Below are 22295 nucleotides of genomic sequence, written 5' to 3'. Positions count from 1 at the left end.
ACAATCGGTCGTTTCCGCAGGTTGGAGCCGATTGTCAGTGGTGGCACGTACCTTCGGAGCCATGAATCAGCAGGGGGTGCGCTGGACTGCGGATCAGGTGCTGGCACTGGCTCCTGACGCAGCGTCACGCAGAGCGGGAAGCAGGCTGGGCGGCTCGGCCGAGCCATGGTCGGAAGCGGGGTTCGGGGGCGGCTCGGGTGCCGTGTGGGGGCAGTGCAGAGGAAGCGGGGCCCAGCCGTACCGGACCGTGGTCGACACGGCCGGGGTGGCGTACACGTGCAGTTGTCCGAGCCGGAAGTTCCCGTGCAAGCACGCGCTGGGGCTGCTGCTGCTCTGGGCCTCCGGGGACGGAGCGATGGCGGAGACGGAGACACCGCCGGAGTGGGCCGGCGAGTGGCTCGACGCGCGCCGGAACCGAGCTGCTCAGGAGGGGAGTTCGGCCCCGGCATCGGCGAAACCGGCCGACCCCGAGGCGGCCAGGCGCAGGGCGGAGCGTCGGGCCGCCCGGGTCACCGCGGGCGCGACAGAGCTGGAGCAGCGGCTCGACGACCTGCTGCGGGGCGGTCTGGCCGGGGCGGAGCAGGCGGGGTACGGGCTGTGGGAGGAGACGGCGGCCCGCATGGTGGACGCGCAGGCGCCGGGACTGGCCGGGCGGGTGCGGGAGTTGGGAGTCATACCGGCTTCGGGTCCCGGCTGGCCGGTGCGGCTGCTGGAGGAGTGCGCGATGCTGCATCTGCTGGACCGGGCCTGGCTGGGCCGCGAGCAGCTGCCGGAGCCGCTGGCCGCGACGGTCCGTACGCGCATCGGGCTTCCCGCGACCACCCAGGGGCCGCCCGTCCGGGACCGGTGGTTGGTGCTCTCCCAGCACGACTCCTCGGACGGCAGACTCACCACGCGTCGGATCTGGCTGCTCGGCAGCCGGTCCGGGCGAACGGCGCAGCTGCTGGACTTCGGCGCTGCGGGCAGGGCGCCGGGGATCGCCCTGCCGGTGGGACTGACGCTGGACGCGGAACTGACGCCGTATCCGGGGGCGGGCCAGTTGCGGGTCTCGCTGGGAGAGCGGTTCGCCCCGCCGGGGCAGGGCGGCGGTCCGCCGGTGGGCATGTCGACGACCGAGGCCGTCACCGCCTACGGGCAGTCGTTGCGGGACGATCCCTGGCTGAGCGCCTGGCCGGTGACGCTCGGATCCGTCGTACCGATACCGGGCTCCGGGGGGAGCAGCGCGGACGGTGGCGGGGAGCACACCACCAATGGCTGGCAACTGGCCGATACCGAGGGGGACTTCGCACTCCCCATCACCCCGGAGGCGTCCGCGCGGGCCGGGCTGTGGAAGCTCGTCGCGCTTTCGGGCGGGGGGCCCGTGACCGTGTTCGGCGAATGCGGCCATCGCGGCTTCACCCCGCTCACGGCCTGGGACCCGGGCACGTGCGACGCCGTGCCGCTGACGGGCGGCGGCCACTGGCAGGACCAGGCCGTGAGCTGAACGTAGCGGCGGATCCTGTCCGGCCACACATGTCCTGGACCGGGTCGAACCCGGCGGCAGAGCCGCATCCGAACCAATCGTGGAGGGAACCGATGACCAGCACCGTCACCTGGGAAGAGCTCGTGGCGTCGGCTCTGCTCGGCACCGATCGGCGTCCGCCGCCGGCCGGTGCGCCCGCTCTTCTGGATGCGGCAGCGCTGCACACCGTACGGCGCCGGGCGGGCCTGCTTCCCGCACCGGCCGGTGCGCGGCCCGCCCCTTCCGCGCCCGATCCAAGACCCGAGCCGCCCCTGCCCGCCCGGCACAGGCTGGCCCAGCTGCTCGCCGACCGGTCGGGGCCCGCGGGTTCGGGAGGCAGGCGCGGCGCGGCGCCGGACCTCACCGAACTGCTGCCCCAGTGGCTGGCGGCAGCGGCGCGGCACGGCTACCGCGCTCCGGCCCCGCTCCTGGACGCGTTGCTCGACGCGGCCAGGGCGCGTACGGATCTGCGGCCACAGGCGCTGGCCTTCGCGGGGCCGCGCGGGCTGTGGCTCGCCGGGCTCAACCCGGAGTGGAGATTCGCACTGCGCGGCGCGCCGGGCGGTGCGGTGCTGCCCCGGCCCACGGACGCCCGGTCCGTTCAACACCTCTGGCAGGAAGGCCTGTTCGCCGAGCGGGTCGCACTGCTGTCCGCGGTACGGGCCGAGGCGCCAGGGGCCGGGCGGGAGCTGCTCGCCGCCACGTGGTCCACGGAGCGGGCCGAGGACCGGCTGATGTTTCTCGACTCCTTGCGCACCGGGCTCACGCCCACGGACGAGCCGTTCCTGGAGCAGGCGCTGGCCGACCGAAGCCGCAATGTCCGCGCCACCGCAGCCGAGTTGCTCTCCGCACTGCCCGGGTCCGCGCTGGCCGGGCGGATGGCGGAGCGCGCGGTGACCTGCGTCAGCCTGGACCTGGCCGAGAGCCTGACCCGGATAGCGGTCGAGGCACCGCACGAGTGCGATGCGGCGATGCGGCGCGACGGGGTGTCGTCGGTTCCCCCTGCGGGGCGGGGCGAACGGTCCTGGTGGCTGGGGCAGTTGGTGGAGGCGACTCCGCTCGCCGTCTGGACCACCAGGCTCGGGGGCCGTACCCCTCACGAGATCGTCACGCTGCCGGTGGCCGACGGCTGGAGCGAGGAACTGCATGCCGCGTGGTGCCGCGCCGCGGTGCGGCAGAAGGACGCCGAGTGGTCCCGCGCACTGCTCGCCGGGCCCGGAACCACATCACTGGCCGAGCGCGCGCGACTGCTGGCCACACTGCCGGACGAGGAACGGGCGCGCTGGGTGGCGGAGTTCGTTGCCGGGCACGGGCTGTCCGAGGCGTTCCAGTTGCTGGGGGTCTGCGAGACCCCCTGGGCCGGGCCGCTGGGCCGGGCAGTGGTCGACGCACTGGAAATCGCACGGGACGCGGGGAGCTACCCGTGGAGTTTCAGCGGGGTGATGGGTCTGGCAGAACGCTGCCTGGACCCTGCGGAAGCGTCCCGGCTGGTGGCGCTCACCGCGATACCGGACGAGACGGAGGGAGCGTCGCCGGGAGCAGCGGGGTACTGGTCGGAGGCGTTCCAGCGGCTGGTCTCGACGTTGCGGCTGAGGGCCGCGATGGAGACGGAGCTGGCGGGACACCCGAGCCCCCCGGGCACCGGATGAGGGATACCGGACGAGAGCTACCGGACCGGGGCTACCGAGTGAGGGCTACTGGGTGAGGAATGCCGAGTGACGATTGCCGGGCGAGGGGACGGCGGGGTCCAGCCCGGCGGGGTCCAGCCCGGCGAGGTCCAGCCCGGCAGGGTCCAGCCCGGCGAGGTCCAGCCCGGCGGGGTCCGGCTCGGCAGGGTCCAGCCCGGTGGGGTCCGCTCGGCGGGCCCCCGCCCGTACCCGCCCACGGCGGCCCGACCGGACACCCGCGCCCCGGACACCGGTCCGGTCACGCGCCCGCAGGCTGCCGTACGTTCGCGTGGACCCAGTCCACGATCGATGCCGTTGTCGCACCCGGGGTGAAGATCGCAGCCACGCCCAGCTGCTTCAGCGGCTCGATGTCCGCCTCCGGGATGATCCCGCCGCCGAAGACCTTGATGTCCTCCGCATCGCGCTCCTTCAACAGTTCGAGCACCTTCGCGAAGAGCGTGTTGTGCGCCCCCGACAGGATGGAGAGCCCGATCGCGTCGGCGTCCTCCTGAATGGCGGTGGCCACGATCTGCTCGGGCGTCTGGTGGAGACCGGTGTAGATGACCTCCATACCGGCGTCCCGCAGCGCACGCGCGATCACCTTCGCCCCGCGATCGTGCCCGTCGAGACCCGGTTTGGCGACCACTACGCGGATCGGACCGACCACACCCATCACTGCCTCCATGCACGATGTGAACGAACGTTATCGACAGCATCCCGCAACCGGTCGTTTCGCGGTGGTCAGGGAGGGGGAAATCACACATGGGACACATTCACTACGCGTCACGCCCCGCGCCGGTCGGCTCTGCGCCGCACCGGCCTCACCGGGGGTCGGCGCACCGGGAGCCGCAGGCGAGAGGGCCGCACCACCCGTACCATCGGCTGCACGGTGGATGGCACGGTGACCGATATATCGGTTGTATCGGTCGAATCTCATCCGTGGCACCCATGAGTGCGTACGAGGACAAGGTCGCCCCCGTACGCCGTTCGGGAGGTCACCCCATGAAGGCCCTGCCCGTATTCCTCTCCCCGCAGTGGCTCGTGCGCCGCATCCAGCTCTCGTCCGTGCCACTCAGGGCCACCGCCCTCGATCTCGCGATCCTCGCCGGGCACCTGCTCCTCTACCCGTCCGGCATCATCGACGAGCACCCGGACGTCACCCCGCTCGACGGGCCGGACACACCGCTCGAAGGCCCCATCGGCACCCTCGCCGCCGGGCACTTCCCCGCGCCGGGCCAGGACCGTCCGCCCGTGGTCCTGCTCCACGGGTTCGTGGACAACCGCTCCGTCTTCGTCCTGCTGCGCCGCTCCCTGCTCCGGCACGGCTGGCGGCACCCCGAATCGCTCAACTACTCGCTGCTGACCTGCGACATCCGCGCCGCAGCCGAACTGCTGGGGCGCCACATCGAAGAGATATGCCTCCGGACCGGGCATCACGAGGTCGACATCGTCGGGCACAGCCTGGGCGGACTGATCGCCCGCTACTACGTACAGCGACTGGGCGGTGACACCCGGGTGCGCACCCTGGTCACTCTCGGTACACCGCACGCGGGCACCCAGGTCGCCCAGTTGGCGAGCGCCCACCCCCTCGGCCGGCAGATGCTCCCGCACTCCGACGTGATCGAGGAACTGCGCAGGCCGGCGGCCGGGTGTCGTACGCGGTTCGTCAGCTTCTGGAGCGACCTCGACCATCTGATGATCCCGATCGAGGCGGCCTGCATCGATCACCCCGACCTGCTCGTGACGAACGTCCGGGTCAGCGGCATAGGCCATCTCGCCCTCCCCGTCCACCCGGCCGTCGCGGCCCGCATCCGACAGGCGCTCGACTCGCCGGAGACCGCGCCAGGAACCTCGGAGAGCGTGATCTCCGTGGCCTGAACGGCGCCAATGCCCCCAAATCGTCGAACGCACACCGAACGCCGAGCCAAGGCTGTCCCCATAGACCGTCGAAAGGCGGCCGAATGCCCGTTTCTCACACGTCCGATACCTGCCGAAGATTGTGGCCGTCACGTACCGCCGGGTACAGTCGCGCCACTGCTTCCCCCGGGGTCACCCCCGACGCAGGGCCCTGCCGCCGAGGCGAGAGAGACGTTGGTGAACGACCAGCAACCCCACGCCGGGTATGTCGGATACGACCCGTACTCGACCGGCAGCCACTCCACCGGCACCTTCGCCACCGCTGTCACCGATCCGCTCTTCGGTGATCTTCCGGGCGAGTCAGGTGGGCCAGTTGGGTACGGAGCGGAGCACAGCGGGCAGTACGACACCACCCAGTGGGACACCGGCGCGCACCAGACCGTCGGATACGCGTCGCCGTACGGCGGTCAGGACATCCAGGGCGGGGCCCCGTTCGGATCCACTCCGTTCGACGCCGCTCCGTACGAATCCGCAGGGTACGAATCCGCACGGCACGAATCCACCGGCCGGGCCTACGACTTCCCGGCTCAGGCTGCTGGTTACGGCACCGCTGGTCACAACGCCGACGGTTACGACACGACCGGCCAGTGGGACGCCGACGCCTGGAACCGGACCGGGCAGTTCGCCACAACCGAAGCCACAACCGGAGCCACAGCCGAAGCCCCCGCAGAAGCCGCCACCTCGCAGTGGTCCGCGCAGAGTTACGGCACCGGCAGCTACGACACCGGGGCGTACGACACCACCGCCTGGAACTCCGTCGATGCGGAAGCCGTGGCCACAGCACCCGCACCCACTCCGGCATCCACACCCGCACCCGGCGAAGAGACAGCGGCCTTCGAGACGAGCGAGTTCGCGGCCGTCGACCTCACGGAGATCGCCGGCCTCACGGGCCGCACCAGCCACCGAGACAACGCGGTCAACCCAGAGCCGCAGCCGTCGGACGACGGACCGGAGCTCCCTGTCGCGCACCTCGACCCGCACCCCGCCGCGCGTCGCAACTCCGGTGGCCGAGGCCGACGTCGTACCCCTGCCAAGCGTTCCGCGCTCCTGACCGTCGCCGTCCCCTCGGTCTGCGTGATGGGCGTGGCCGGTGTCGCCGCCGCGACGGTCGGCGGAATCGGAGAGAGCGGCAAGGACGACGCCACCACGACGCAGGCCGCCGCCGACCCCTCGTCCGTCAAGCCGGTGGCCGCCAACAGCAAGCTGGACAGCCAGCTCGCCGACCTCAGCCATGAGGCCGACGGCTTCGCCGATCGTGCCAGCCGCACGCAGGAGCGCATCGACCTGAAGCAGCGGCAGGCCGCCGCGAAGAAGAAGGCCGACGCGGAGGCCGCCCGCAAGGAGGCCGCCCGGCCCAAGTTCGTGCTTCCGGTGACGCAGAAGGGGCTCAGCGCCTACTTCGGCCAGGCCGGGGTCAACTGGATGTCCGTGCACACCGGCATCGACTTCCCCGTCTCGTACGGCACGCCCGTCATGGCCGCGACCGACGGCACGGTCCGTACGCAGTGGAACAGCGCCTACGGCAACATGGCCATGGTGACCGCGCCCGACGGAACCGAGACCTGGTACTGCCATCTCAGCAGCACCAAGATCCGCTCCGGTTCCGTCAAGGCGGGCGAAGTCATCGCGTACTCCGGGAACTCGGGCAACTCCACCGGGCCGCACATGCACTTCGAGGTGAGGCCGCACGGCGGCGCGGCGATCGACCCACTGCCGTGGCTGCGCAGCCACGGGCTCGACCCGACGTAACCGCCCCGGACGCAACCGCGCGGAACGCAGCCGCCCGGGGCGCGACCCCGTCCGCTACAGCTTCTCCACGGGCGCATACCGCAGCAGCAGCTTCTTCGGCCGCTCGTCGCCGAAGTCCACCGTCACCTGGGCATCCGCGCCCGAGCCGGTCACCTGCATCACCGTTCCCAGACCGAACTGGTCGTGGGTCACCCGGTCCCCCACGGTCAGCGTGATCACCGGCTTGTCGTTGGCCCGTCGCGTCGCGAACCCCGAAGCGCCGCCCGAACCCGAGCGGGAACGCGAGGAGGACAGCGACGACGTGATCCCCGACGTCGGACCCGCCGGAGCCGACGACGCGCCCGTGCGCTTCCACTCCAGGTGCTGTGCGGGGATCTCCTCCAGGAAGCGCGAAGCCGGGTTGTAGGAGGGCTGGCCCCACGCGCTGCGCAGCGTCGAACGCGTCAGATACAGCCGCTCCCGGGCGCGGGTGATCCCCACGTACGCCAGCCGCCGCTCCTCCTCCAGCTCCTTGACCTGCCCCAGCGCGCGCATGTGCGGGAAGACACCGTCCTCCATGCCCGTCAGGAACACCACGGGGAATTCGAGTCCCTTGGCGGTGTGCAGCGTCATCAGGGTGATGACGCCGGAGCCGTCGTCGTCCTCGTCCGGGATCTGGTCCGAGTCGGCGACCAGAGCGACCTTCTCCAGGAACTCGGCCAGCGTGCCCGCGCCCTCCTCGTCGCCGCGCTCCTGCTCGAACTCCAGCGCCACAGCGGCGAGTTCCTGAAGGTTCTCGATGCGCGTCTCGTCCTGCGGGTCGGTGGACGCCTGCAACTCGGCGAGATAGCCGGTCCGTTCGAAGACGGCCTCCAGGACCACGGCGGGTCCGGCGCCGGACTCCACGACGGTGCGAAGCTCCTCCATCAGGACGTTGAAGCGCTTGACGGCGTTCGACGAGCGGGCGGCCATGCCGTACGCCTCGTCGACCCGGCGCAGGGCCTGCGGGAAGCTGATCCGCTCGCGCTGCGAGAGCGCGTCGATCATCGCTTCGGCGCGGTCACCGATCCCGCGCTTGGGCACGTTCAGGATCCGGCGCAGCGGGACGGTGTCCTCGGGGTTGGCCAGGACACGCAGGTAGGCCAGCACATCGCGGACCTCCTTGCGCTCGTAGAAGCGCACCCCGCCGACGACCTTGTACGGCAGCCCGACCCTGATGAAGATCTCTTCGAAGACACGGGACTGGGCGTTCGTACGGTAGAAGACCGCGACGTCGCCCGCCTTGGCGTCGCCCGCGTCCGTCAGCCGGTCGATCTCCTCGGCGACGAACTGGGCCTCGTCGTGCTCGGTGTCCGCGACGTAGCCGATGATCTTCGCGCCCTGGCCGGCCTCCGTCCAGAGGTTCTTGGCGCGGCGGTTCTCGTTGCGTTCGATCACCGCGTTGGCCGCGGACAGGATCGTCTGCGTGGAGCGGTAGTTCTGCTCCAGGAGGATCGTGGTCGCGTCCGGGTAGTCCTCCTCGAACTGGAGGATGTTACGGATCGTGGCCCCGCGGAACGCGTAGATGGACTGGTCCGCGTCACCGACCACGCAGAGCTCGGCCGGGGCCTTTCCCTCCCCTGCCGGGCCGACCAGCTCGCGCACCAGGGTGTACTGGGCGTGGTTGGTGTCCTGGTACTCGTCCACCAGGACGTGCCGGAAGCGCAGCCGGTAGTGCTCCGCGACGTCCGGGAACGCCTGGAGCAGGTGCACCGTCGTCATGATGATGTCGTCGAAGTCCAGGGCGTTGGCCTCGCGCAGCCGGGCCTGGTACAGCGCGTACGCCTCGGCGAGCGTCTTCTCGAAACCTCCCCCAGAGCCTGAAGGGCCTGGGAGGTGCCCCCCTGCCGCCTGCCCGGCGAAGGTCTCCTCGTCGATCAGCTCGTTCTTCAGGTTCGAGATCTTGGCGTTGAAGGACTTCGGCGGGAACTTCTTCGGGTCGAGCTCCAGGTCCCGGCAGACCAGTGCCATCAGCCGCTTGGAGTCCGCCGCGTCGTAGATCGAGAACGACGAGGTGAAGCCGAGCTTCTTGGACTCGCGGCGCAGTATCCGCACGCAGGCGCTGTGGAAGGTCATGACCCACATGGCCTGGGCGCGCGGGCCCACCAGCTCCTCGACGCGCTCCTTCATCTCGCCCGCGGCCTTGTTGGTGAAGGTGATCGCGAGGATCTGGCCGGGGTGCACCCCGCGTGAGCCGAGCAGGTGCCCGATCCGGTGGGTCAGCACCCGGGTCTTGCCGGAACCGGCGCCGGCCACGATGAGCAGCGGGGATCCCGCGTGCACGACCGCCGCGCGCTGCTCGGTGTTCAGCCCCTCCAGCAGGGCGGCGGGGTCCACGGCCGGGCGCGGGGCGCCGTCGCGGTAGTACGCGTCGCGCTCGGGCGGGGGCCCGTCGAACATTCCGCCGAAGAGGTCGTGCGGAACCTCTTCCGGGGCATGCCCCGCACCGGAGGGGTCCTCGCCGACGGAGTCCTCGGCGGGCGGGGGCTCTTCCTCCGAGGGCTGGAGGTTCGCCAGGAAGCTGTCGTCAAAGAGGCTGCTCATCGTCTACCGAGTCTAGGCCGACCCGGTGACAGTCCGGGTCCGTACGTCCTGACGCCCGCCCCCGGGGCTCCCGGCGCCCGGCCCGGCACCGGCCCGGCACCGGATTCCGCGCCCGTACCCCGCTCGCCCTGTCCGTGCCGTCCGATGCCCGTCCGATGCCCGTCCGAACCGCGCCCGAACACCAGGTCACGAAAAAGTATCGGGCATATCGAACATCAGCCTTCCCACCCGTCACAGGAGTTGGCTATCTTGCTCGCTCAGGCCAGACCCCGCCCCCTGATCCGGCGTGACCCGAACGGAAGCCCCCCCCACCCGGTAGGCGGTCCACGGAAGGAAATGCCTGTCTTGGCATCGCACCGAAAACCGCGCCCCCACGTCCTCAGCACCGTCCCGGCCATCGGCGTCACCACCGCCGCCCTCGCCTCGGTCTCCCTGCTCGCCCAGAGCGCCGGCGCGGCCCCGGCGCCCGCCGCCGGGCCGAAGCCGAGCATCGAAGAGGTGCAGAAGAAGGTCGACGGTCTGTACCGCCAGGCCGGAACCGCCACCCAGCGGTACAACCAGGCCGAAGAGGCCACGGCCACCCAGCGCAAGACGGTCGACACCCTCCTCGACCAGGTCGCCCAGCGCGCCGCGAAGCTGAACGAGTCCCGCCGTACGCTGGGCAACTTCGCCGCCGCGCAGTACCGCGAGGGCACCCTCTCGTCCACGGCGACGCTGCTCCTCGCCGACAGCCCCCAGTCGTACTTCGACCAGGACCAGCTGATGAAGCGGCTCGGCGACCGCCAGCAGAAGGCCGTCACCGACTACCAGGCCGAGCAGCGGGCCGCCGCCAAGAAGCGCGCCGAGGCGGCGCGCAGCCTGGAGGGTCTGACCGAGACCCAGGCGGCGCTCAAGGAGAGCAAGCAGTCGGTGCAGTCGAAGCTCACCGAGGCGCGCAAGCTGCTCTCGAAGCTGACCACCGAGGAGAAGGCGCGGCTCGCGGCGCTGGAGAAGAAGAAGGAAGCCGAGGCCAAGCGCGAGGCGGACAAGCTGGCGCGCGAGCAGGCGGCAGCGGAGAAGGCCAAGGAGAACAAGGAGGCCAAGGGCTCGGGCACCGGCTCCGGCACGGGTTCCAGCACCGGCACCGGTACCGGCTCCAGCACGTCGTCCAAGGCCGCCGACGCCCTCGCCTTCGCCCGCGCGCAGATCGGCAAGCCGTACGTCTGGGGTGCGACAGGGCCCAAGTCCTACGACTGCTCAGGTCTCACCCAGGCCGCCTGGAAGGCCGCCGGCGTCGACCTTCCGCGTACCACCTGGGACCAGGTGAACGTCGGCACCAGGGTCGCCACGAAGGATCTGCGCCCCGGTGACCTGGTCTTCTTCTACGACGACATCAGCCACGTCGGGATGTACATCGGCAACGGCATGATGATCCACGCCCCGAAGCCGGGTGCGTACGTGCGCGAGGAGTCGATCTTCTACATGCCGATCTACGGCAGCGTGCGGCCCGGATAGGACGGCATCGTGCGACCCGGGCGGCACAAGGCCCGGGTCACACAGGCCCGGGCGGCACAGGCCGGGTCGCACAGCCGCGCGCGACCGCTCAGGTCCAGAGCACCGCGATGAAGATGTTGACGACGGTCAGACCGCCGACGGCCCCGAAGAGGGGCTTCTCGATCCGGTCGTCGTCACGCTTCACGTAGACGAGTCCCAGGATCACCACCAGGATCGCGAGCTTGATCCCGATCTTGACGGTGTTGATGGTGTTCCCCTGGGCCTGGTTCAGGCCGACCAGCGCCACGCCGGTGACCAGCATCGTCAGGGCACCGTGCAGCATCGAGGGCCCGAAGCGGGCCTCGCCCGTGCGCATCGCCTTCATCTGGGTCAGGAATCCGCCGAGCAGCGCGGCGATGCCGATGATGTGCAGCCCCACGAAAGCATTGATCAGTACGTCCATGGGATTCGACCTTAGCCACCCCCTTCCGGCCCTCCGACACCGCCCGGCACACTCCCGTACGGTCCGGGACCGCATCCCCGGCTTCGGTCGGAGAACTACGCGATGTCCGGTGACGTCGACAACCAAACGGTCCGACATGGTCACCATGCGGTCCACCTCTGGTCGGATATGACCACTTCCTCCGATGAGGTCTCGTTCCCGTAACTCCCGGTTTAGCGTCCTTGCACAGATGACCGACTCCCCACTGCCGTCCCGCAACCGGGCGGCCGTCGGTCGGCACGGCAAGGACGTACGGAAGGACGGGACCGCCCTCGTGGCCGCTCACCGAAAGCCCAAGCAACGCCCGCTCACCGGTCCCGCGGCCCGGACCGCCGTCACCGTGGCGCTGGCGGGAGCCGCGTCCGCCACCGCCTTCGAAGGCGTCGGACAGGCGGCACCCCAGCTCTCCCCCGCGCAGGTCAAGGCCAAGGTCGACCAGCTGTACCAGGAGGCGGAGGTCGCCACCGACAAGTACAACGGGACGAAGGAGCAGACCAAGGCCTCGGAGAAGTCGCTCCGTACCCTGCGGGACGAGGCCGCCCGGTCCACCGCGCGGCTCAACACCGCCCGTTCCGCGCTCGGTTCGATGGCCGCCGCCCAGTACCGCAACGGCGCCGTCTCCCCGTCCGTGCAGGTCTTCCTCTCCTCCGACCCCGCGCAGTACCTGGACCGGGCCGCGTACGTGGAGCGTGCGGGCGACGTCCAGGCCACCGAGGTCAGCGGGGTGCAGCGGCAGCTCGGGAGGCTCGCGCAGCTGCGGTCCGAGGCGCACACGAAGCTCGGCGACCTCCGGCTCCAGCAGGCCGGTCTGAAGAAGCAGAAGGCCGCGGTGCAGAGCAGGATCCGCTCCGCGCAGGCGCTGCTCGCCCGGCTCTCCGCGCCCGAGCGCGCGCAGTACGAGTCCCGGGGCGGGTCGTCGGACGGATCGCCGGGCCCGCACGGCTCCGGCGCCGCCGACCGCTCGACGGTCCGCGATGCGGTCCTGGCGCCCAACTCACGCGCCGCGCAAGCGGTCGCCTTCGCCTACGGGGCACTGGGCAAGCCGTACGTCTGGGGCGCGACCGGCCCGTCGTCCTTCGACTGCTCGGGCCTGACGCAGGCCGCGTACCGCTCGGCGGGTGTCTCGCTCCCCCGCACCACGTACACCCAGATCAACTCGGGCCAGCGGGTGAGCCGTTCCGAGCTGTCCCCCGGTGACCTGGTCTTCTTCTACTCCGGGGTGAGCCACGTCGGCATCTACGTGGGCAACGGCCAGATGATCCACGCCCCGCACCCCGGCGCCCCGGTCAGGCTGGCGCCCATCGATCAGATGCCCTTCGTGGGGGCCGCCCGTCCCGTGTAGTGGCCCGTCGGACCGGCCGGCCCGGTCGGCCCCGGCGGCCCCGTCGGCCGGAACTCGGCGGTCAGCCAGGTGAAGACGTCCGGGACCTGCTTCCGCCAGACCGCCCTGCTGTGCCCGCCCGTCACCAGGACGACCTGCACGGTGGTCGGCGGCTTGGCGTGAGCCCGCAGCGCCAGCCCGTCGTCGTAGCCGTCGTGCCGTGCCCCGGTGATGAGCAGGGCGGTGTGCGGCGGCTTCTTGGCGTGGCTCAGGATCCACAGCGGATTGTTGTCGCGCCGCAGCGTCGGGTTCTTCGCGGTGATGGACGCGTGCTCGGCGGCGGGGTCGTTGTAGCCGGAGAGCCCGGCCGCCGCGCGGTACCGGTCGGGGTGCGCGAGCGCCAGTTTCACCGCACAGTGCGCCCCCGCCGAGTACCCGGCCACGGCCCACCCGTGGGCGCCGCGCTGGGCCCGGAAGCTGTCGGTCACCATCTCCGGTACGTCGACGCTCAGCCAGGTGTCGGCGTTGATCACGCCGGTCACATTGGCGCATCCGGTGTCCTGGTTGCCGAGGAGCGAGGTCCGCGGCGACACCAGGATGAACGGGGCGACCGTGCCCCGCTTCATCATCGGCTCCAACTGCGTCTGCACGTTGAGGTTCCCGAACCACGCCGTGGCCGTTCCCGGGAACCCGGCGAGCAGTTCCACGACCGGGAAGGACTTGTGCCGGTAGGCGGGGTCGTTGTACTGCGGCGGCAGCCATACGTACACCTCGCCGCGCACCCCGGACACCCGCCCGGTCATCACCGTACGGCGCACGCCGGGTCCCATCCGGGGGTCGCTCACCGGCTTGAACACGGCGCGCTGCTGCGGCTCGGCGGCCAACTGCCGCCCGCCGAGGCCGTCCGGGCCCAGTTCGGGCGCGGCGACGACGTGATCGCCGGTACCGAGCAGGTCGGCCCAGTTGTCGTAGAGGCCGTTGCTGTTGTTCACCGCGACGAAGACGACCAGGACCGCGGTCGCCTGCGCGAACAGCACCATCACCAGCCGCGCCGCACCGCGCAGGGCCACGGGTCCGGCGACCCGTCCCCACAGCAGCAGGGGCAGCAGTACCGCGACGACCATCAGTGCGATCGCGGCCAGGAAGAACGGGGTCCCCGTCAGGCTCATCACGCAGGGAAAGATGCCCTATTGCGCGTTGGGGTTACCTGTTTTGCGCCCTTTTTACATCGTAACGCGCGGTCAGGGACCGACACGGTCCGTATGCGTTCACTCTCCGCCCGACACTGCTCAAGTTCGCGCATGCTCACGACATATACGAGCGACTGCTCCGCGACCGCACCGGGCGGGCCCGTACCACTTGCCCACCCCCGGGGCGCCTGCTAGAAATTAGATATCACTTTGATTTCTGCACGAGAGCATCCCACGGCATCAGCTTCACGGGAGCAGGATCAGGCGGCACCGGTCACGGCCGGAGCCCGAGGACGGAGAACCCCATGACCAGTACACCCGGCACGCCCGGTACACCCAGCGCGCCCGAGACTCCCGGCATACCCCCGAAGGCCCCGGCGGGACCCCACGCCACCACATCGGCCGGACTGGAGGCCGACACCCCGGCGATGCCCGCACCGCACGTCCAGGAGACCCAGGCCCACGGCATGGCGGGCGGGGCCGCCCTGTTGCTGACCGTACTCGGCGTCGTCGTCGGGATCGGGATGCTCATCGGCGGCGGCGTCAGTGGCGGCGGGCTCGGCGCCGCGCTGATCGTCATCGGCCTCGTCGTCCTGCTCGGCTCGCTGTTCTGCATGACCGGCGTGAAGATGGTCGCGCCCGGCGAGGCCCGTGTCATCCAGCTCTTCGGGCGGTACGTCGGCACGATCCGCCAGGACGGCCTGCGCTGGGTGAACCCGCTGACCAGCTCGCGGAAGATCTCCACCCGGGTCCGGAACAACGAGACCCCCGTGATGAAGGTCAACGACGCCTACGGCAACCCGATCGAGCTGGCGGCGGTCGTGGTGTGGAAGGTCGAGGACACCGCACAGGCACTGTTCGAGGTGGACGACTACCGCAAGTTCGTCGCCACCCAGACCGAGTCCGCCGTCCGGCACATCGCCATCGAGTACCCGTACGACTCGCACGACGAGGACGCGCTGTCCCTCCGTGGCAACGCCGACGAGATCACCGAGAAGCTGTCCCTGGAACTGACCGCGCGTGTGCGGGCGGCGGGCGTCCGGATCATCGAGTCGCGGTTCAGCCACCTCGCGTACGCGCCGGAGATCGCCTCGGCGATGCTCCAGCGGCAGCAGGCCGGGGCCGTGGTGGCGGCCCGTCAGCAGATCGTGGAGGGCGCGGTCGGTATGGTCGAGCAGGCGCTCGTCAGGATCAGCGAGCAGGGCATCGTCGAGCTGGACGAGGAGCGGAAGGCCACCATGGTGAGCAACTTGATGGTGGTGCTGTGCGGCGACCGCGCTGTCCAGCCGGTCCTGAACACCGGCTCGCTCTACCAGTGAGCGCAGAAGGGCCAGTGAACGCGGAAGGCGCAGCGAACGAGGAGGGGCCAGTGAACGAGGAAGCCCCCGGCACCCCGGGCCCCTCCGGCGCTCCGCCGCCGAAACGCGCGGCCCGGACGCGCAAGCAGATCCTGCTGCGACTGGACCCGTCCGTGCACGACGCGCTGGCCCGCTGGGCCGCGGACGAACTGCGCAGCGCCAACGCCCAGATCGAGTTCCTGCTCCGCGGGGCGCTCGCCGACGCGGGACGCCTCCCGCGCGACGCGGGCGCCATCCCCCGGCGGGGCAGGCCCCCGGCCTCGGGCCGCGAATCCGGGCCCGGGTCGGCATAACGGCTCAGCGGCTCACCGGCTCAGCGGCTCAGCGGCTCAGCGGCTCAGCGGCTCAGCGGCTCAGCGGCTCAGCAGGCGATGCGCACTCCGCGCCGGCCTGCGAGGTGGGCACCGAGGTGTGCACTCAGGAGCGCTTGGTGCGCCACAGCCACCCGCAGCCGACGAGTGTCAGGACGAACACGAAGGCGACGACCGTCCAGCGGAACGCCCCGCTCGGATGGCTGTCGTCAGGGGCGATGAAGACGGCGTACCAGACGACGTGAAGGACCACGGGGAGGATGACGGTCAGCGTGAGGCCGATCCACTTCTGGGCCGCCGTCCAGTGGCCGGCGCGGCACACCATCACGAGGGCAGCGATCATGAAGGCGACGCTGATCAAGGACAGGACGTTGGCACTGGGCGCCGCGTAGGGCAGGACATCGCTGACCAGCAGGAGCGTGATCGGCAGCCACGCCGGGGAGCGGCGACGGCGGGGCTTGCGGGCGCGCGCGTCAGGGGTGTGGCCGAGCTCCTGGAGCGCCGTGGCGGCGATCGTGCGCGGGTCGCCCACCTCCTGGAGGATCTCGCGGATGCTGCCGGGCCGTTCGGCGAGCGCGACCTCTATGTGCTCACCCAGGTCGGCGACGAGCTCCTGGCGGGCTGCCGGGGGCAGCGCCCCGCTCTCGCGCTCGACGGCCGCGAGGTAGTCCCGGACGAGAGTGTCGTCGGTCTTCATGGTTGTGCCTTTCCAGAGTCGCGCCGATGCCCGGCGGTCGGCGTGAGGAGATGGTCGACGGCGTCACGGAATCCTGGCCAGATCCCGGCGAACTCGTCGAGCGCCGCGTGCCCGGCCTCGGTCAGTTCGTAGTAACGCCGCGGCGGTCCGGATGCGGACTCCTGCCAGGTGGTGACGACGAGTTCGTCCCGTCTCAGCCGTGACAGCAGTGGGTAGACCGTGCCCTGGCTGGTCGCCAGGGTCCCGGTGTCCTGCAACGCGCTCAGCAGTTCGACCCCGTACTTGGGCCCGTCACGCATCAGAGCCAGGACGCAGTACTCCAGAACCCCTTTGCGGAGTTGGCTCTCGACCTTCTCCGGCGCCTTGGGACTTGCCTTACCGCGTTCCATGCATAGCAATGTACCAGGCGATGCGTCCTACACCACAACCAGGACAGCCGCACGGTTCGCGCGGCCGGAAGAGGTACGACAGCACCCGTACGGCCCACACCGCGCCCACCCTGCCGCGGCTGCCTGACCGCGTACGGCCGGGGTCAGGGCGTCACGGGGGCACGGGGGCACGGGGGCACGGGGGCACGGGGGCAGGCGTACCGCCAGCGCGATGAGCACGAGCACGGCGAAGGCCAGCAGGCAGGCGCCCGCCACAGCCCCCATCGTCCCGACCGGACATCCGCTGGCCGGAACGGCGCAGGTGACGCCGGGCAGGCTGGCCGAGGAGGACATGGTCGACATGCCGCCCGGCTCCGGCATCCGCCGGCACAACGACGCGGCCTTCACGGCGGCGGGCGTCACCCGCACCGTCGCCTTCGAGGCCGACACCATGGCGCTGCTGGAACAGCTCGTGGCGCGCGACCTCGGCATCGGCCTGGTGCCCGCCGCCACCGCAGCGACCATGCCCGGGGTGAGCGCGGTGGCGACGACGGGTGTGCCTCCGCGAACGGTGCGCGCGGTCTGGACCGCGTCCGGCGCCTCACCCGCCGCCCGCGCATTCCTCCAACTCCTGCGCGAACGGACCCCGAAAGCCCCGGCGGAGGACGGCCTCGGGGCACAGCGGTCCAGCAGTTGACGCCGAGCCGGTGGTCATGGAATTGAGGCCGGCCGTATGGTCCTGCGAGCCGGATGCGGCGCGCTCGGACGGGCGGTCCGCGCGGCGTGTCGACGCCGGGGCGGCCCTGGCGTCGACACGGGATCTCAGGCGCGGGCGGCAGCGGCGGCAGTGATCCAGTTCCTGAACTCGACGGCGTAGTGCCGCAGGTGGTGGTCCAGGACCTCGTCCGGGCACGTGACGGGGAAGTAGACCGTCAGGTTCGCGGTGAAGCCGTCGGCGGTGTCACCGAACTGGATCAGCGCCCGCCCGACGACGGTGCCGTCGGCCAGGAAGAGGTTCGAGGACATCTTGCGCGGAAACTCGGACTCCGGAAGGAGTTCGTCCGCGTCCGCGGCCCAGGCCAGAGCTTCCGTTCCCCAGCCGCCCATGTAGAAGTCGGCGACGTGGGGGCCGATGTTCTCCACCACGCGCGCTCCGATGGAGTCGGTGCCCATCACGTAGTGCTCGGGGTGCGCCGCGAGGAGTGCGCTCTCGTCACCCGCGAACGCCTTGTCCATCCAGGCAAGGAAGGCACCCGAGGTGAGGCCCTTCGTCGTGAGCACGGTGGTGCCTGCCTTGAAGCTGCCGTCGGAGGTGCGAGCGCTCTCGCGCAGGAAGGCGTTGCCCTCCTCGATGTCCGCGGCCAGAAGGTCGAGGAGCCCCTGGCGGCCCAGCAGCGTCCGGAAGCGCTCCAGGGCGCGGCGGGCGTAGAAGAGCTCGAAGTCGTCGATGCTCCCGGCGCCGGTGGGGCCGGCCTCAAGCGTCACGGTGACGGGCGGGAGAGTCTGGTTGTCGGTCATCGTCGAACCTCCTAAAATGTGAATGCGAATTCACGTTCGCATCGCGAGCGTACGCCGAGGAGGCCGAGGAGTACATCAATTGTCAAAAGGACCTGGTGAGAGCGCCGCCGCTACCATGCGGGACATGACCGAGGAGCCGGAGCGTCCAGCGGCCTACCGGGAGCCCCGGCAGGCCCGCAGTGCCGCGACCCTGGCCCGCGTACTGCGGGCAGCCGAGGAGATCGCCTCCACCGACGGCCTGGAGGAGATGACGATCGCCGGCGTCGCGGAACGCGCCGGGGTCTCCGTCGGCACGATCTACCGCCGCTTCGAAGACAAAGAGCAGCTGATCAGCGCCCTGTCCGACCGGATGCTGGAGCGCCGGGAGGAGTACGTGGCCGAGCAACTGCGTACGGCCGAGCCCTCACTCCCCGGCGTCATGGACGCTTACGCACACGCCTTGCTGCAGTCCTTCGCCGACAGCAGCAGCCTCTTCCCCGAGTTGCTGCGCACGCGGGCGACCAGGTCACTGGATCGCGGCGCCCGCACCATCACCGAACTCCACCGCCTCCTGCTCGAAGCAGCAGCCCCCTACACCGACCAGATCTGCCGCTCCCAGCCGCAGCAGGCACTGGACACCGTGGCCCGCGCCGTCCTGGGCGCCTGCTTCCACAACTCCGTACGCCCCGACCCCGCCGAAGAAGCGGCCATGCGCCGGTACGCGGACGAGCTCAGCAACATGGCAATCGCCTACCTGTTCACTCCCGACCGGCGCCGCAGCGCCGACACCTGAGCCGAACGCACTCCCGCACGGCTCTCGCCTCCCGCAGGACGCGCGGACCGCAGCCCGCCCGCCTCGCGCAGGGTCGCCACCCGGCGGTGCACCTCCTCCGGGGGCAGGCTGCGGCACTCGGCGCAGATGCCGCCGGGCAGCGCGTCGGGGGCTCCCGGGCGGCCACAGTTCGTGCACTCCATGACCCACCCGGACCTCGCACCAGGGGCGGTCGGCATCCGCTCCGGCGGCATCTTGTCGGTGAGCCGCTGCCGTACGAACGCCCCCGCCGCATGGACCTCCGACGGCAGCCCCGCCGTCAACGCCCTTACGAACCGGCCGCGATCACCGTCCCGCGCCAGCCACACCCCGGCCTGCTCCTCCAGCGCGCCACACTCGCCCGCCGAGAGCACCAGCCGTACGTCGGCCCGCCCCAGGGAGGCCAGCGCCTCGTACGCCCCGGACCGCGCGGGCACCACGTCCGGCTGCGGCACATCACCGTCCAGGAACCGCGCCCACCAGGAATCCTCCCGCGCGGTCCGCGAGAAGGCCGTCCGCTGCACCCACTGGGTCCGGCCCTCCCCCACGGACCTGCGGATACGGCGCAGATGACCGGCTGCGGAAAGCGCGTTGAGAGCGGCGGCGACGGCCTGCTGCCCGTACTGCGGCTGGGCCTTGGCCAGGGTCTTCACGTCCATCGCGGCGCCTTCGGGCAGCCGGTCGATGTACGCGGCGAGGTACGCCTCACGGGGCGGCAGATGCGCGAAATCGCCCTTACGGCGCGGGGCTTGGTCCGGTGCGGAACGCTTGCCGTACCCCGGCTTGGCCTGGGGGTGTGCGGACGCGGACGGGGCAGCATTAAAATTGGCAACAGCCATGGGATCGTTCCTTTTGCTTGCGATCTTGTTGGTCAGGCCCCGGTCGGTGCGCTAACACCTGCCGGGGCTGTTTGTTGCCGCAAACGCTAGAGGGTGACGACTGCCCGTGGCAAGCCGATCACCGAAAGTCAAGAAGCGCGGGTGTGCGGGGTGTTGGGAGGGTGGGTGGGTTGAACCCGACCACCCATTCCTTACAGAAGAAGCTCGGGTCCCGAGCCCCGAATCCCGACGCTCAGTTCCGGGCGGCGTACGCGAGGAAGGCGGCCCATGAGGGGGCGGGGAGGGCGAGTTGGGGACTGTCGACCAGCTTCGAGTCCCGGACGTGGACGGTCGTGGGGCAGGTGGCGACCTCTACGCATTCGCCACCCTGATCGTCGCTGTAACTGGACTTGCGCCAGGAAAGGGCGACTTCCACGCAGTTGCCGCCCTGGTCGTCGCTGTAGCTGGACTTGAACCAATCAAGCATCTCGCTCACAGCTCCTCCGCCAGCTTCTCGATGAACCGGGCCGACTCCACCTCCTTGACCAATTGCTCGCGTGACACCCCCGCCCGCGTGCGCCACAGCTTGACCTGGTTTCCGCAGTACCGCCACGCTTCCGACATACGAATACCTCCCCGAGACACCCCAGGTGTACAACTACCCTGCGTACACACTTCGTTACTTCCTACGCTATTCCCCCGTCGGCACGCTATGAGCATGAACAGCGGAATGCCCAAGGACATCGAATGGCGGCTCCCCCGCCGCCCCCGCAGCGTGGGCCGGGCCCGTGCGCTGCTCAGCGAGCAGATGCGGGCCTGGAAGGTGCCGGACGAGGTGGCCGACACGTCCGTCCCCCTGCTCAGCGAGCTGATGACGAACGCGGTGCGGCACGCGTACGTACCCCCGGGCTGAGCTGGTGTCGGCGCTCGCCGCCGCGTGGGGCTCGGAGCCGCGCCCTTACGGCATCGGGAAGACGGTGTGGTTCGAACTGGCCCCGGTTTCGGGCGAGATCCTGCCGGGGCAGCCCGACGCGATCCGGGCTCGTTGACGGGCAGTTGGCGGGGTCAGGGTTTCCAGGGACCGAGGCGGTCCAGGCGGCGGCGCTGCTGACGGGCGGCGGGGACGTCGAGTCCCGCGCCGCGCGCGGTGAGGTGGTCGGCGACGGCGGCCCGGTACTCGACGGGTTTGTGGTCGTCGTACTTGAACTTGGCCCGCACCTCGGTGACTTCCAGACTCAGGCCACGGATGCCGGACAGCATCCGTCCGTACGGCGGCTGGTCGACGGCGACGGGGGCGTGGTCGCCCTCGGGCTGGAAGTGGGCGAGCTGGCGGCGCAGCAGTTCGGCCTTGGCCTCCGGGTCGTCGACGACCGTGGCGCGGCAGGTGAACTGGACGGCCGCGTAATAGCTGGTGGGAACGCCGTCCTGGGGCGGGATGTCGGCCTTGGCGCGCCAGGGGCCGGGGATGAACGCGTAGTCGCCGATGACACCGAGGACGACGTTCGGATCGTGCTCGATCGCCTTCCAGACGGGGTTGGGCCGTGCGAGGTGCACCAGGAGGTGGCGCCCGTCGCAGATGAAGTGGGTGGGGACGACGACCGGCGGGTGGCCGGGCAGGCCGTTGACGGCCAGCTGCCCGAAGTCGTGCCCCTCGGCCAGCCAGGTCCGCCACTCGGCTTCGTCCAGACCGGCGTCCCAGGGCTGTACGAACATTGCGGGTCTCCTTGCGTGATCGGCGGTGCGGTGAGCTTCGGGGCCGTTCAGCGCTTCTGTTCTCCGAGCGCCTCCCGCAGCCAGTCCAGCGAGCCCTGACCGAGCAGTTCGTCGGCGAGACGGCACGCGGTGTCCGTGACCAGCCGAGGTCGGCTGTTGTCGATCCACCGCTGAGCGTTCTCGTACCCCTGTGCCTTGTACTCGATGCCCTGGAGCAGGCATTCCAGCTTGTCCGCGTCCCGGGCGCAGACCGCTTCCGGCGACTCCTTGGCCTCGTACTCCGCGACCAGATCACGCACCGTGGACGCGAGGACCTCCGGCATACCGGCTACCTGGTCGGCGGTCACTTCCCTGGGGTCCGCACCCGACGCGTACTTCTTGCCCAGGTAGTTGACGTCTCCGGTACGGGACTCCTGCGAGTCGTGCCACACCGCGAGGAACGCCGCCCGCGCCGGGTCCGCGCCCTCCAGCTTCGCGATGATCGAGGCGATCAGCGAGGTACGCCACGAGTGGTCGGCGACGCTCTCCGGATCACGCACTCCGGCCATCCACCAGCCAGTGCGCCGCGCCTGCTTGAGCGTGCCCGCTCCGAAGAGGAAGTGCGCCACCGAGGACAGGTCGTCAGTCACCGTCGGTCTCCTTCTACGCTCTGCGGGATCCTCGGCGCCACCTTGCCGTACAGGGCCCCCGGCCTCGGCCGATTCCGGGCACTGTCAGCCGCGGGGAGGCCCCCCGTCCCCCGAACGAGTGGCCCCACCCCGTCCGCGAGGCGCGCGATCCGCCGACGCACCAGGCTGACCCGGATCCCTGAGGAGTGAGCCATGGTGCTGAAGCCGCCGA

23 protein-coding genes are annotated in these 22295 nt (G+C 70.7%); 11 read left to right on the top strand and 12 right to left on the bottom strand.

Translation table 11 applies throughout. The annotated features are described in order from the left end of the window. Positions 1 to 61: 61 nt before the first annotated feature. A complete protein-coding gene (locus OG709_RS22240; protein WP_250299469.1) occupies positions 62 to 1483 on the top strand; it encodes an SWIM zinc finger family protein in 1422 nt (473 codons plus the stop codon). Positions 1484 to 1575: 92 nt separating this feature from the next. Then, positions 1576 to 3150 (top strand): DUF5691 domain-containing protein, encoded by a 1575-nt coding sequence (locus OG709_RS22235; protein ID WP_250299468.1) that lies wholly within the window; start codon positions 1576 to 1578, stop codon positions 3148 to 3150. Positions 3151 to 3427: 277 nt separating this feature from the next. Here the strand turns inward: OG709_RS22235 and OG709_RS22230 are convergent, their stop codons facing one another. Continuing rightward, positions 3428 to 3841 (bottom strand): cobalamin B12-binding domain-containing protein, encoded by a 414-nt coding sequence (locus OG709_RS22230; protein ID WP_250299577.1) that lies wholly within the window; start codon positions 3839 to 3841, stop codon positions 3428 to 3430. A 329-nt stretch (positions 3842 to 4170) separates the two neighbouring features. Here OG709_RS22230 and OG709_RS22225 point away from each other — a divergent pair, with 329 nt between their 5' ends. Both OG709_RS22225 and OG709_RS22220 read left to right on the top strand, forming a co-directional pair. Continuing rightward, complete coding sequence (locus OG709_RS22225; protein ID WP_250299576.1) at positions 4171 to 5046, top strand: esterase/lipase family protein; 876 nt, start codon at positions 4171 to 4173, stop codon at positions 5044 to 5046. Between the two features lie 216 nt (positions 5047 to 5262). Then, positions 5263 to 6834: a M23 family metallopeptidase gene (locus OG709_RS22220; protein ID WP_329167583.1), complete on the top strand. Its 1572-nt coding sequence runs from the start codon at positions 5263 to 5265 to the stop codon at positions 6832 to 6834. Between the two features lie 54 nt (positions 6835 to 6888). Here OG709_RS22220 and pcrA read toward each other — a convergent pair whose 3' ends face one another. Continuing rightward, the gene (gene pcrA / locus OG709_RS22215; RefSeq protein WP_266641282.1) at positions 6889 to 9396 is read right to left on the bottom strand and encodes a DNA helicase PcrA; all 2508 of its coding nucleotides are present in this window, start codon (positions 9394 to 9396) and stop codon (positions 6889 to 6891) included. Positions 9397 to 9741: 345 nt separating this feature from the next. Between pcrA and OG709_RS22210 the strand changes: the two genes are divergently transcribed. Continuing rightward, complete coding sequence (locus OG709_RS22210; protein ID WP_250299464.1) at positions 9742 to 10890, top strand: C40 family peptidase; 1149 nt, start codon at positions 9742 to 9744, stop codon at positions 10888 to 10890. 88 nt (positions 10891 to 10978) lie between these two features. Here the strand turns inward: OG709_RS22210 and OG709_RS22205 are convergent, their stop codons facing one another. Then, positions 10979 to 11332 carry a hypothetical protein gene (locus OG709_RS22205; protein WP_250299463.1) on the bottom strand — a complete coding sequence of 118 codons (354 nt, stop codon included), beginning with the start codon at positions 11330 to 11332 and terminating at the stop codon, positions 10979 to 10981. A 313-nt stretch (positions 11333 to 11645) separates the two neighbouring features. Between OG709_RS22205 and OG709_RS22200 the strand changes: the two genes are divergently transcribed. After that, positions 11646 to 12713 carry a C40 family peptidase gene (locus OG709_RS22200; protein WP_250299575.1) on the top strand — a complete coding sequence of 356 codons (1068 nt, stop codon included), beginning with the start codon at positions 11646 to 11648 and terminating at the stop codon, positions 12711 to 12713. Here OG709_RS22200 and OG709_RS22195 read toward each other — a convergent pair. Beyond that, entirely contained in the window at positions 12677 to 13861 is a 1185-nt protein-coding gene (locus OG709_RS22195) for an alpha/beta hydrolase (RefSeq protein ID WP_250299462.1), read from the bottom strand. The two genes, OG709_RS22200 and OG709_RS22195, sit on opposite strands and share 37 nt — an antisense overlap. A gap of 449 nt (positions 13862 to 14310) precedes the next feature. Here OG709_RS22195 and OG709_RS22190 point away from each other — a divergent pair, with 449 nt between their 5' ends. Next, positions 14311 to 15201 carry an SPFH domain-containing protein gene (locus tag OG709_RS22190; protein WP_266644910.1) on the top strand — a complete coding sequence of 297 codons (891 nt, stop codon included), beginning with the start codon at positions 14311 to 14313 and terminating at the stop codon, positions 15199 to 15201. A gap of 50 nt (positions 15202 to 15251) precedes the next feature. Then, positions 15252 to 15533 carry a hypothetical protein gene (locus OG709_RS22185; RefSeq protein ID WP_250299461.1) on the top strand — a complete coding sequence of 94 codons (282 nt, stop codon included), beginning with the start codon at positions 15252 to 15254 and terminating at the stop codon, positions 15531 to 15533. Positions 15534 to 15657: 124 nt separating this feature from the next. On the opposite strand, the gene OG709_RS22180 is transcribed toward OG709_RS22185, so the two are convergent. Both OG709_RS22180 and OG709_RS22175 read right to left on the bottom strand, forming a co-directional pair. Then, on the bottom strand, positions 15658 to 16248 hold the full coding sequence (locus OG709_RS22180; RefSeq protein WP_250299460.1) for an HAAS signaling domain-containing protein: 591 nt from the start codon (positions 16246 to 16248) through the stop codon (positions 15658 to 15660). Further along, on the bottom strand, positions 16245 to 16637 hold the full coding sequence (locus OG709_RS22175; protein ID WP_250299458.1) for a PadR family transcriptional regulator: 393 nt from the start codon (positions 16635 to 16637) through the stop codon (positions 16245 to 16247). Before OG709_RS22175 ends, OG709_RS22180 begins: the two co-directional genes overlap by 4 nt. A 211-nt stretch (positions 16638 to 16848) precedes the next feature. On the opposite strand from OG709_RS22175, the gene OG709_RS22170 reads away from it, so the two are divergent. Continuing rightward, positions 16849 to 17313, top strand: a complete 465-nt coding sequence (locus tag OG709_RS22170) for a LysR substrate-binding domain-containing protein (RefSeq protein ID WP_250299456.1) — start codon at positions 16849 to 16851, stop codon at positions 17311 to 17313. A 125-nt stretch (positions 17314 to 17438) separates the two neighbouring features. Here the strand turns inward: OG709_RS22170 and OG709_RS22165 are convergent, their stop codons facing one another. Continuing rightward, on the bottom strand, positions 17439 to 18134 hold the full coding sequence (locus OG709_RS22165) for a hypothetical protein (RefSeq protein ID WP_250299454.1): 696 nt from the start codon (positions 18132 to 18134) through the stop codon (positions 17439 to 17441). Between the two features lie 124 nt (positions 18135 to 18258). Between OG709_RS22165 and OG709_RS22160 the strand changes: the two genes are divergently transcribed. Continuing rightward, complete coding sequence (locus OG709_RS22160; RefSeq protein ID WP_250299452.1) at positions 18259 to 18906, top strand: TetR/AcrR family transcriptional regulator; 648 nt, start codon at positions 18259 to 18261, stop codon at positions 18904 to 18906. Here OG709_RS22160 and OG709_RS22155 read toward each other — a convergent pair. The 3 genes from OG709_RS22155 to OG709_RS22145 form a co-directional block, all read right to left on the bottom strand. After that, positions 18864 to 19763 carry a hypothetical protein gene (locus OG709_RS22155; RefSeq protein ID WP_266641292.1) on the bottom strand — a complete coding sequence of 300 codons (900 nt, stop codon included), beginning with the start codon at positions 19761 to 19763 and terminating at the stop codon, positions 18864 to 18866. The genes OG709_RS22160 and OG709_RS22155 overlap by 43 nt on opposite strands. A 232-nt stretch (positions 19764 to 19995) precedes the next feature. Then, the gene (locus tag OG709_RS22150) at positions 19996 to 20238 is read right to left on the bottom strand and encodes a DUF397 domain-containing protein (protein ID WP_266641293.1); all 243 of its coding nucleotides are present in this window, start codon (positions 20236 to 20238) and stop codon (positions 19996 to 19998) included. Continuing rightward, positions 20235 to 20366, bottom strand: a complete 132-nt coding sequence (locus OG709_RS22145) for a hypothetical protein (RefSeq protein ID WP_266641294.1) — start codon at positions 20364 to 20366, stop codon at positions 20235 to 20237. Before OG709_RS22145 ends, OG709_RS22150 begins: the two co-directional genes overlap by 4 nt. Before the next feature lie 94 nt (positions 20367 to 20460). Here OG709_RS22145 and OG709_RS22140 point away from each other — a divergent pair, with 94 nt between their 5' ends. Then, positions 20461 to 20655 carry an ATP-binding protein gene (locus tag OG709_RS22140; protein WP_329167577.1) on the top strand — a complete coding sequence of 65 codons (195 nt, stop codon included), beginning with the start codon at positions 20461 to 20463 and terminating at the stop codon, positions 20653 to 20655. Between the two features lie 152 nt (positions 20656 to 20807). Here the strand turns inward: OG709_RS22140 and OG709_RS22135 are convergent, their stop codons facing one another. Then, entirely contained in the window at positions 20808 to 21455 is a 648-nt protein-coding gene (locus OG709_RS22135; RefSeq protein WP_250299443.1) for an FMN-binding negative transcriptional regulator, read from the bottom strand. 47 nt (positions 21456 to 21502) lie between these two features. Further along, positions 21503 to 22084: an HD domain-containing protein gene (locus OG709_RS22130; protein ID WP_329167572.1), complete on the bottom strand. Its 582-nt coding sequence runs from the start codon at positions 22082 to 22084 to the stop codon at positions 21503 to 21505. Positions 22085 to 22295 lie beyond the last annotated feature (211 nt).

Origin of the sequence: Streptomyces sp. NBC_01267 (assembly GCF_036241575.1) — a bacterium.
Lineage (GTDB): Bacteria > Actinomycetota > Actinomycetes > Streptomycetales > Streptomycetaceae > Streptomyces.
This window is presented reverse-complemented; position numbering and strand designations above follow the sequence as displayed.

Coding starts and splice junctions, on each gene's coding strand:
- pcrA (WP_266641282.1), bottom strand. CDS start 9,396: ATGAGCAGCCTCTTTGACGACAGCTTCCTGGCGAACCTCCAGCCCTCG.
- OG709_RS22145 (WP_266641294.1), bottom strand. CDS start 20,366: ATGTCGGAAGCGTGGCGGTACTGCGGAAACCAGGTCAAGCTGTGGCGC.
- OG709_RS22205 (WP_250299463.1), bottom strand. CDS start 11,332: ATGGACGTACTGATCAATGCTTTCGTGGGGCTGCACATCATCGGCATC.
- OG709_RS22180 (WP_250299460.1), bottom strand. CDS start 16,248: ATGAAGACCGACGACACTCTCGTCCGGGACTACCTCGCGGCCGTCGAG.
- OG709_RS22190 (WP_266644910.1), top strand. CDS start 14,311: ATGCCCGCACCGCACGTCCAGGAGACCCAGGCCCACGGCATGGCGGGC.
- OG709_RS22230 (WP_250299577.1), bottom strand. CDS start 3,841: ATGGGTGTGGTCGGTCCGATCCGCGTAGTGGTCGCCAAACCGGGTCTC.
- OG709_RS22195 (WP_250299462.1), bottom strand. CDS start 13,861: ATGAGCCTGACGGGGACCCCGTTCTTCCTGGCCGCGATCGCACTGATG.
- OG709_RS22135 (WP_250299443.1), bottom strand. CDS start 21,455: ATGTTCGTACAGCCCTGGGACGCCGGTCTGGACGAAGCCGAGTGGCGG.
- OG709_RS22155 (WP_266641292.1), bottom strand. CDS start 19,763: ATGGCTGTTGCCAATTTTAATGCTGCCCCGTCCGCGTCCGCACACCCC.
- OG709_RS22140 (WP_329167577.1), top strand. CDS start 20,461: ATGAACAGCGGAATGCCCAAGGACATCGAATGGCGGCTCCCCCGCCGC.
- OG709_RS22175 (WP_250299458.1), bottom strand. CDS start 16,637: ATGGAACGCGGTAAGGCAAGTCCCAAGGCGCCGGAGAAGGTCGAGAGC.
- OG709_RS22165 (WP_250299454.1), bottom strand. CDS start 18,134: ATGACCGACAACCAGACTCTCCCGCCCGTCACCGTGACGCTTGAGGCC.
- OG709_RS22160 (WP_250299452.1), top strand. CDS start 18,259: ATGACCGAGGAGCCGGAGCGTCCAGCGGCCTACCGGGAGCCCCGGCAG.
- OG709_RS22170 (WP_250299456.1), top strand. CDS start 16,849: ATGAGCACGAGCACGGCGAAGGCCAGCAGGCAGGCGCCCGCCACAGCC.
- OG709_RS22235 (WP_250299468.1), top strand. CDS start 1,576: ATGACCAGCACCGTCACCTGGGAAGAGCTCGTGGCGTCGGCTCTGCTC.
- OG709_RS22225 (WP_250299576.1), top strand. CDS start 4,171: ATGAAGGCCCTGCCCGTATTCCTCTCCCCGCAGTGGCTCGTGCGCCGC.
- OG709_RS22240 (WP_250299469.1), top strand. CDS start 62: ATGAATCAGCAGGGGGTGCGCTGGACTGCGGATCAGGTGCTGGCACTG.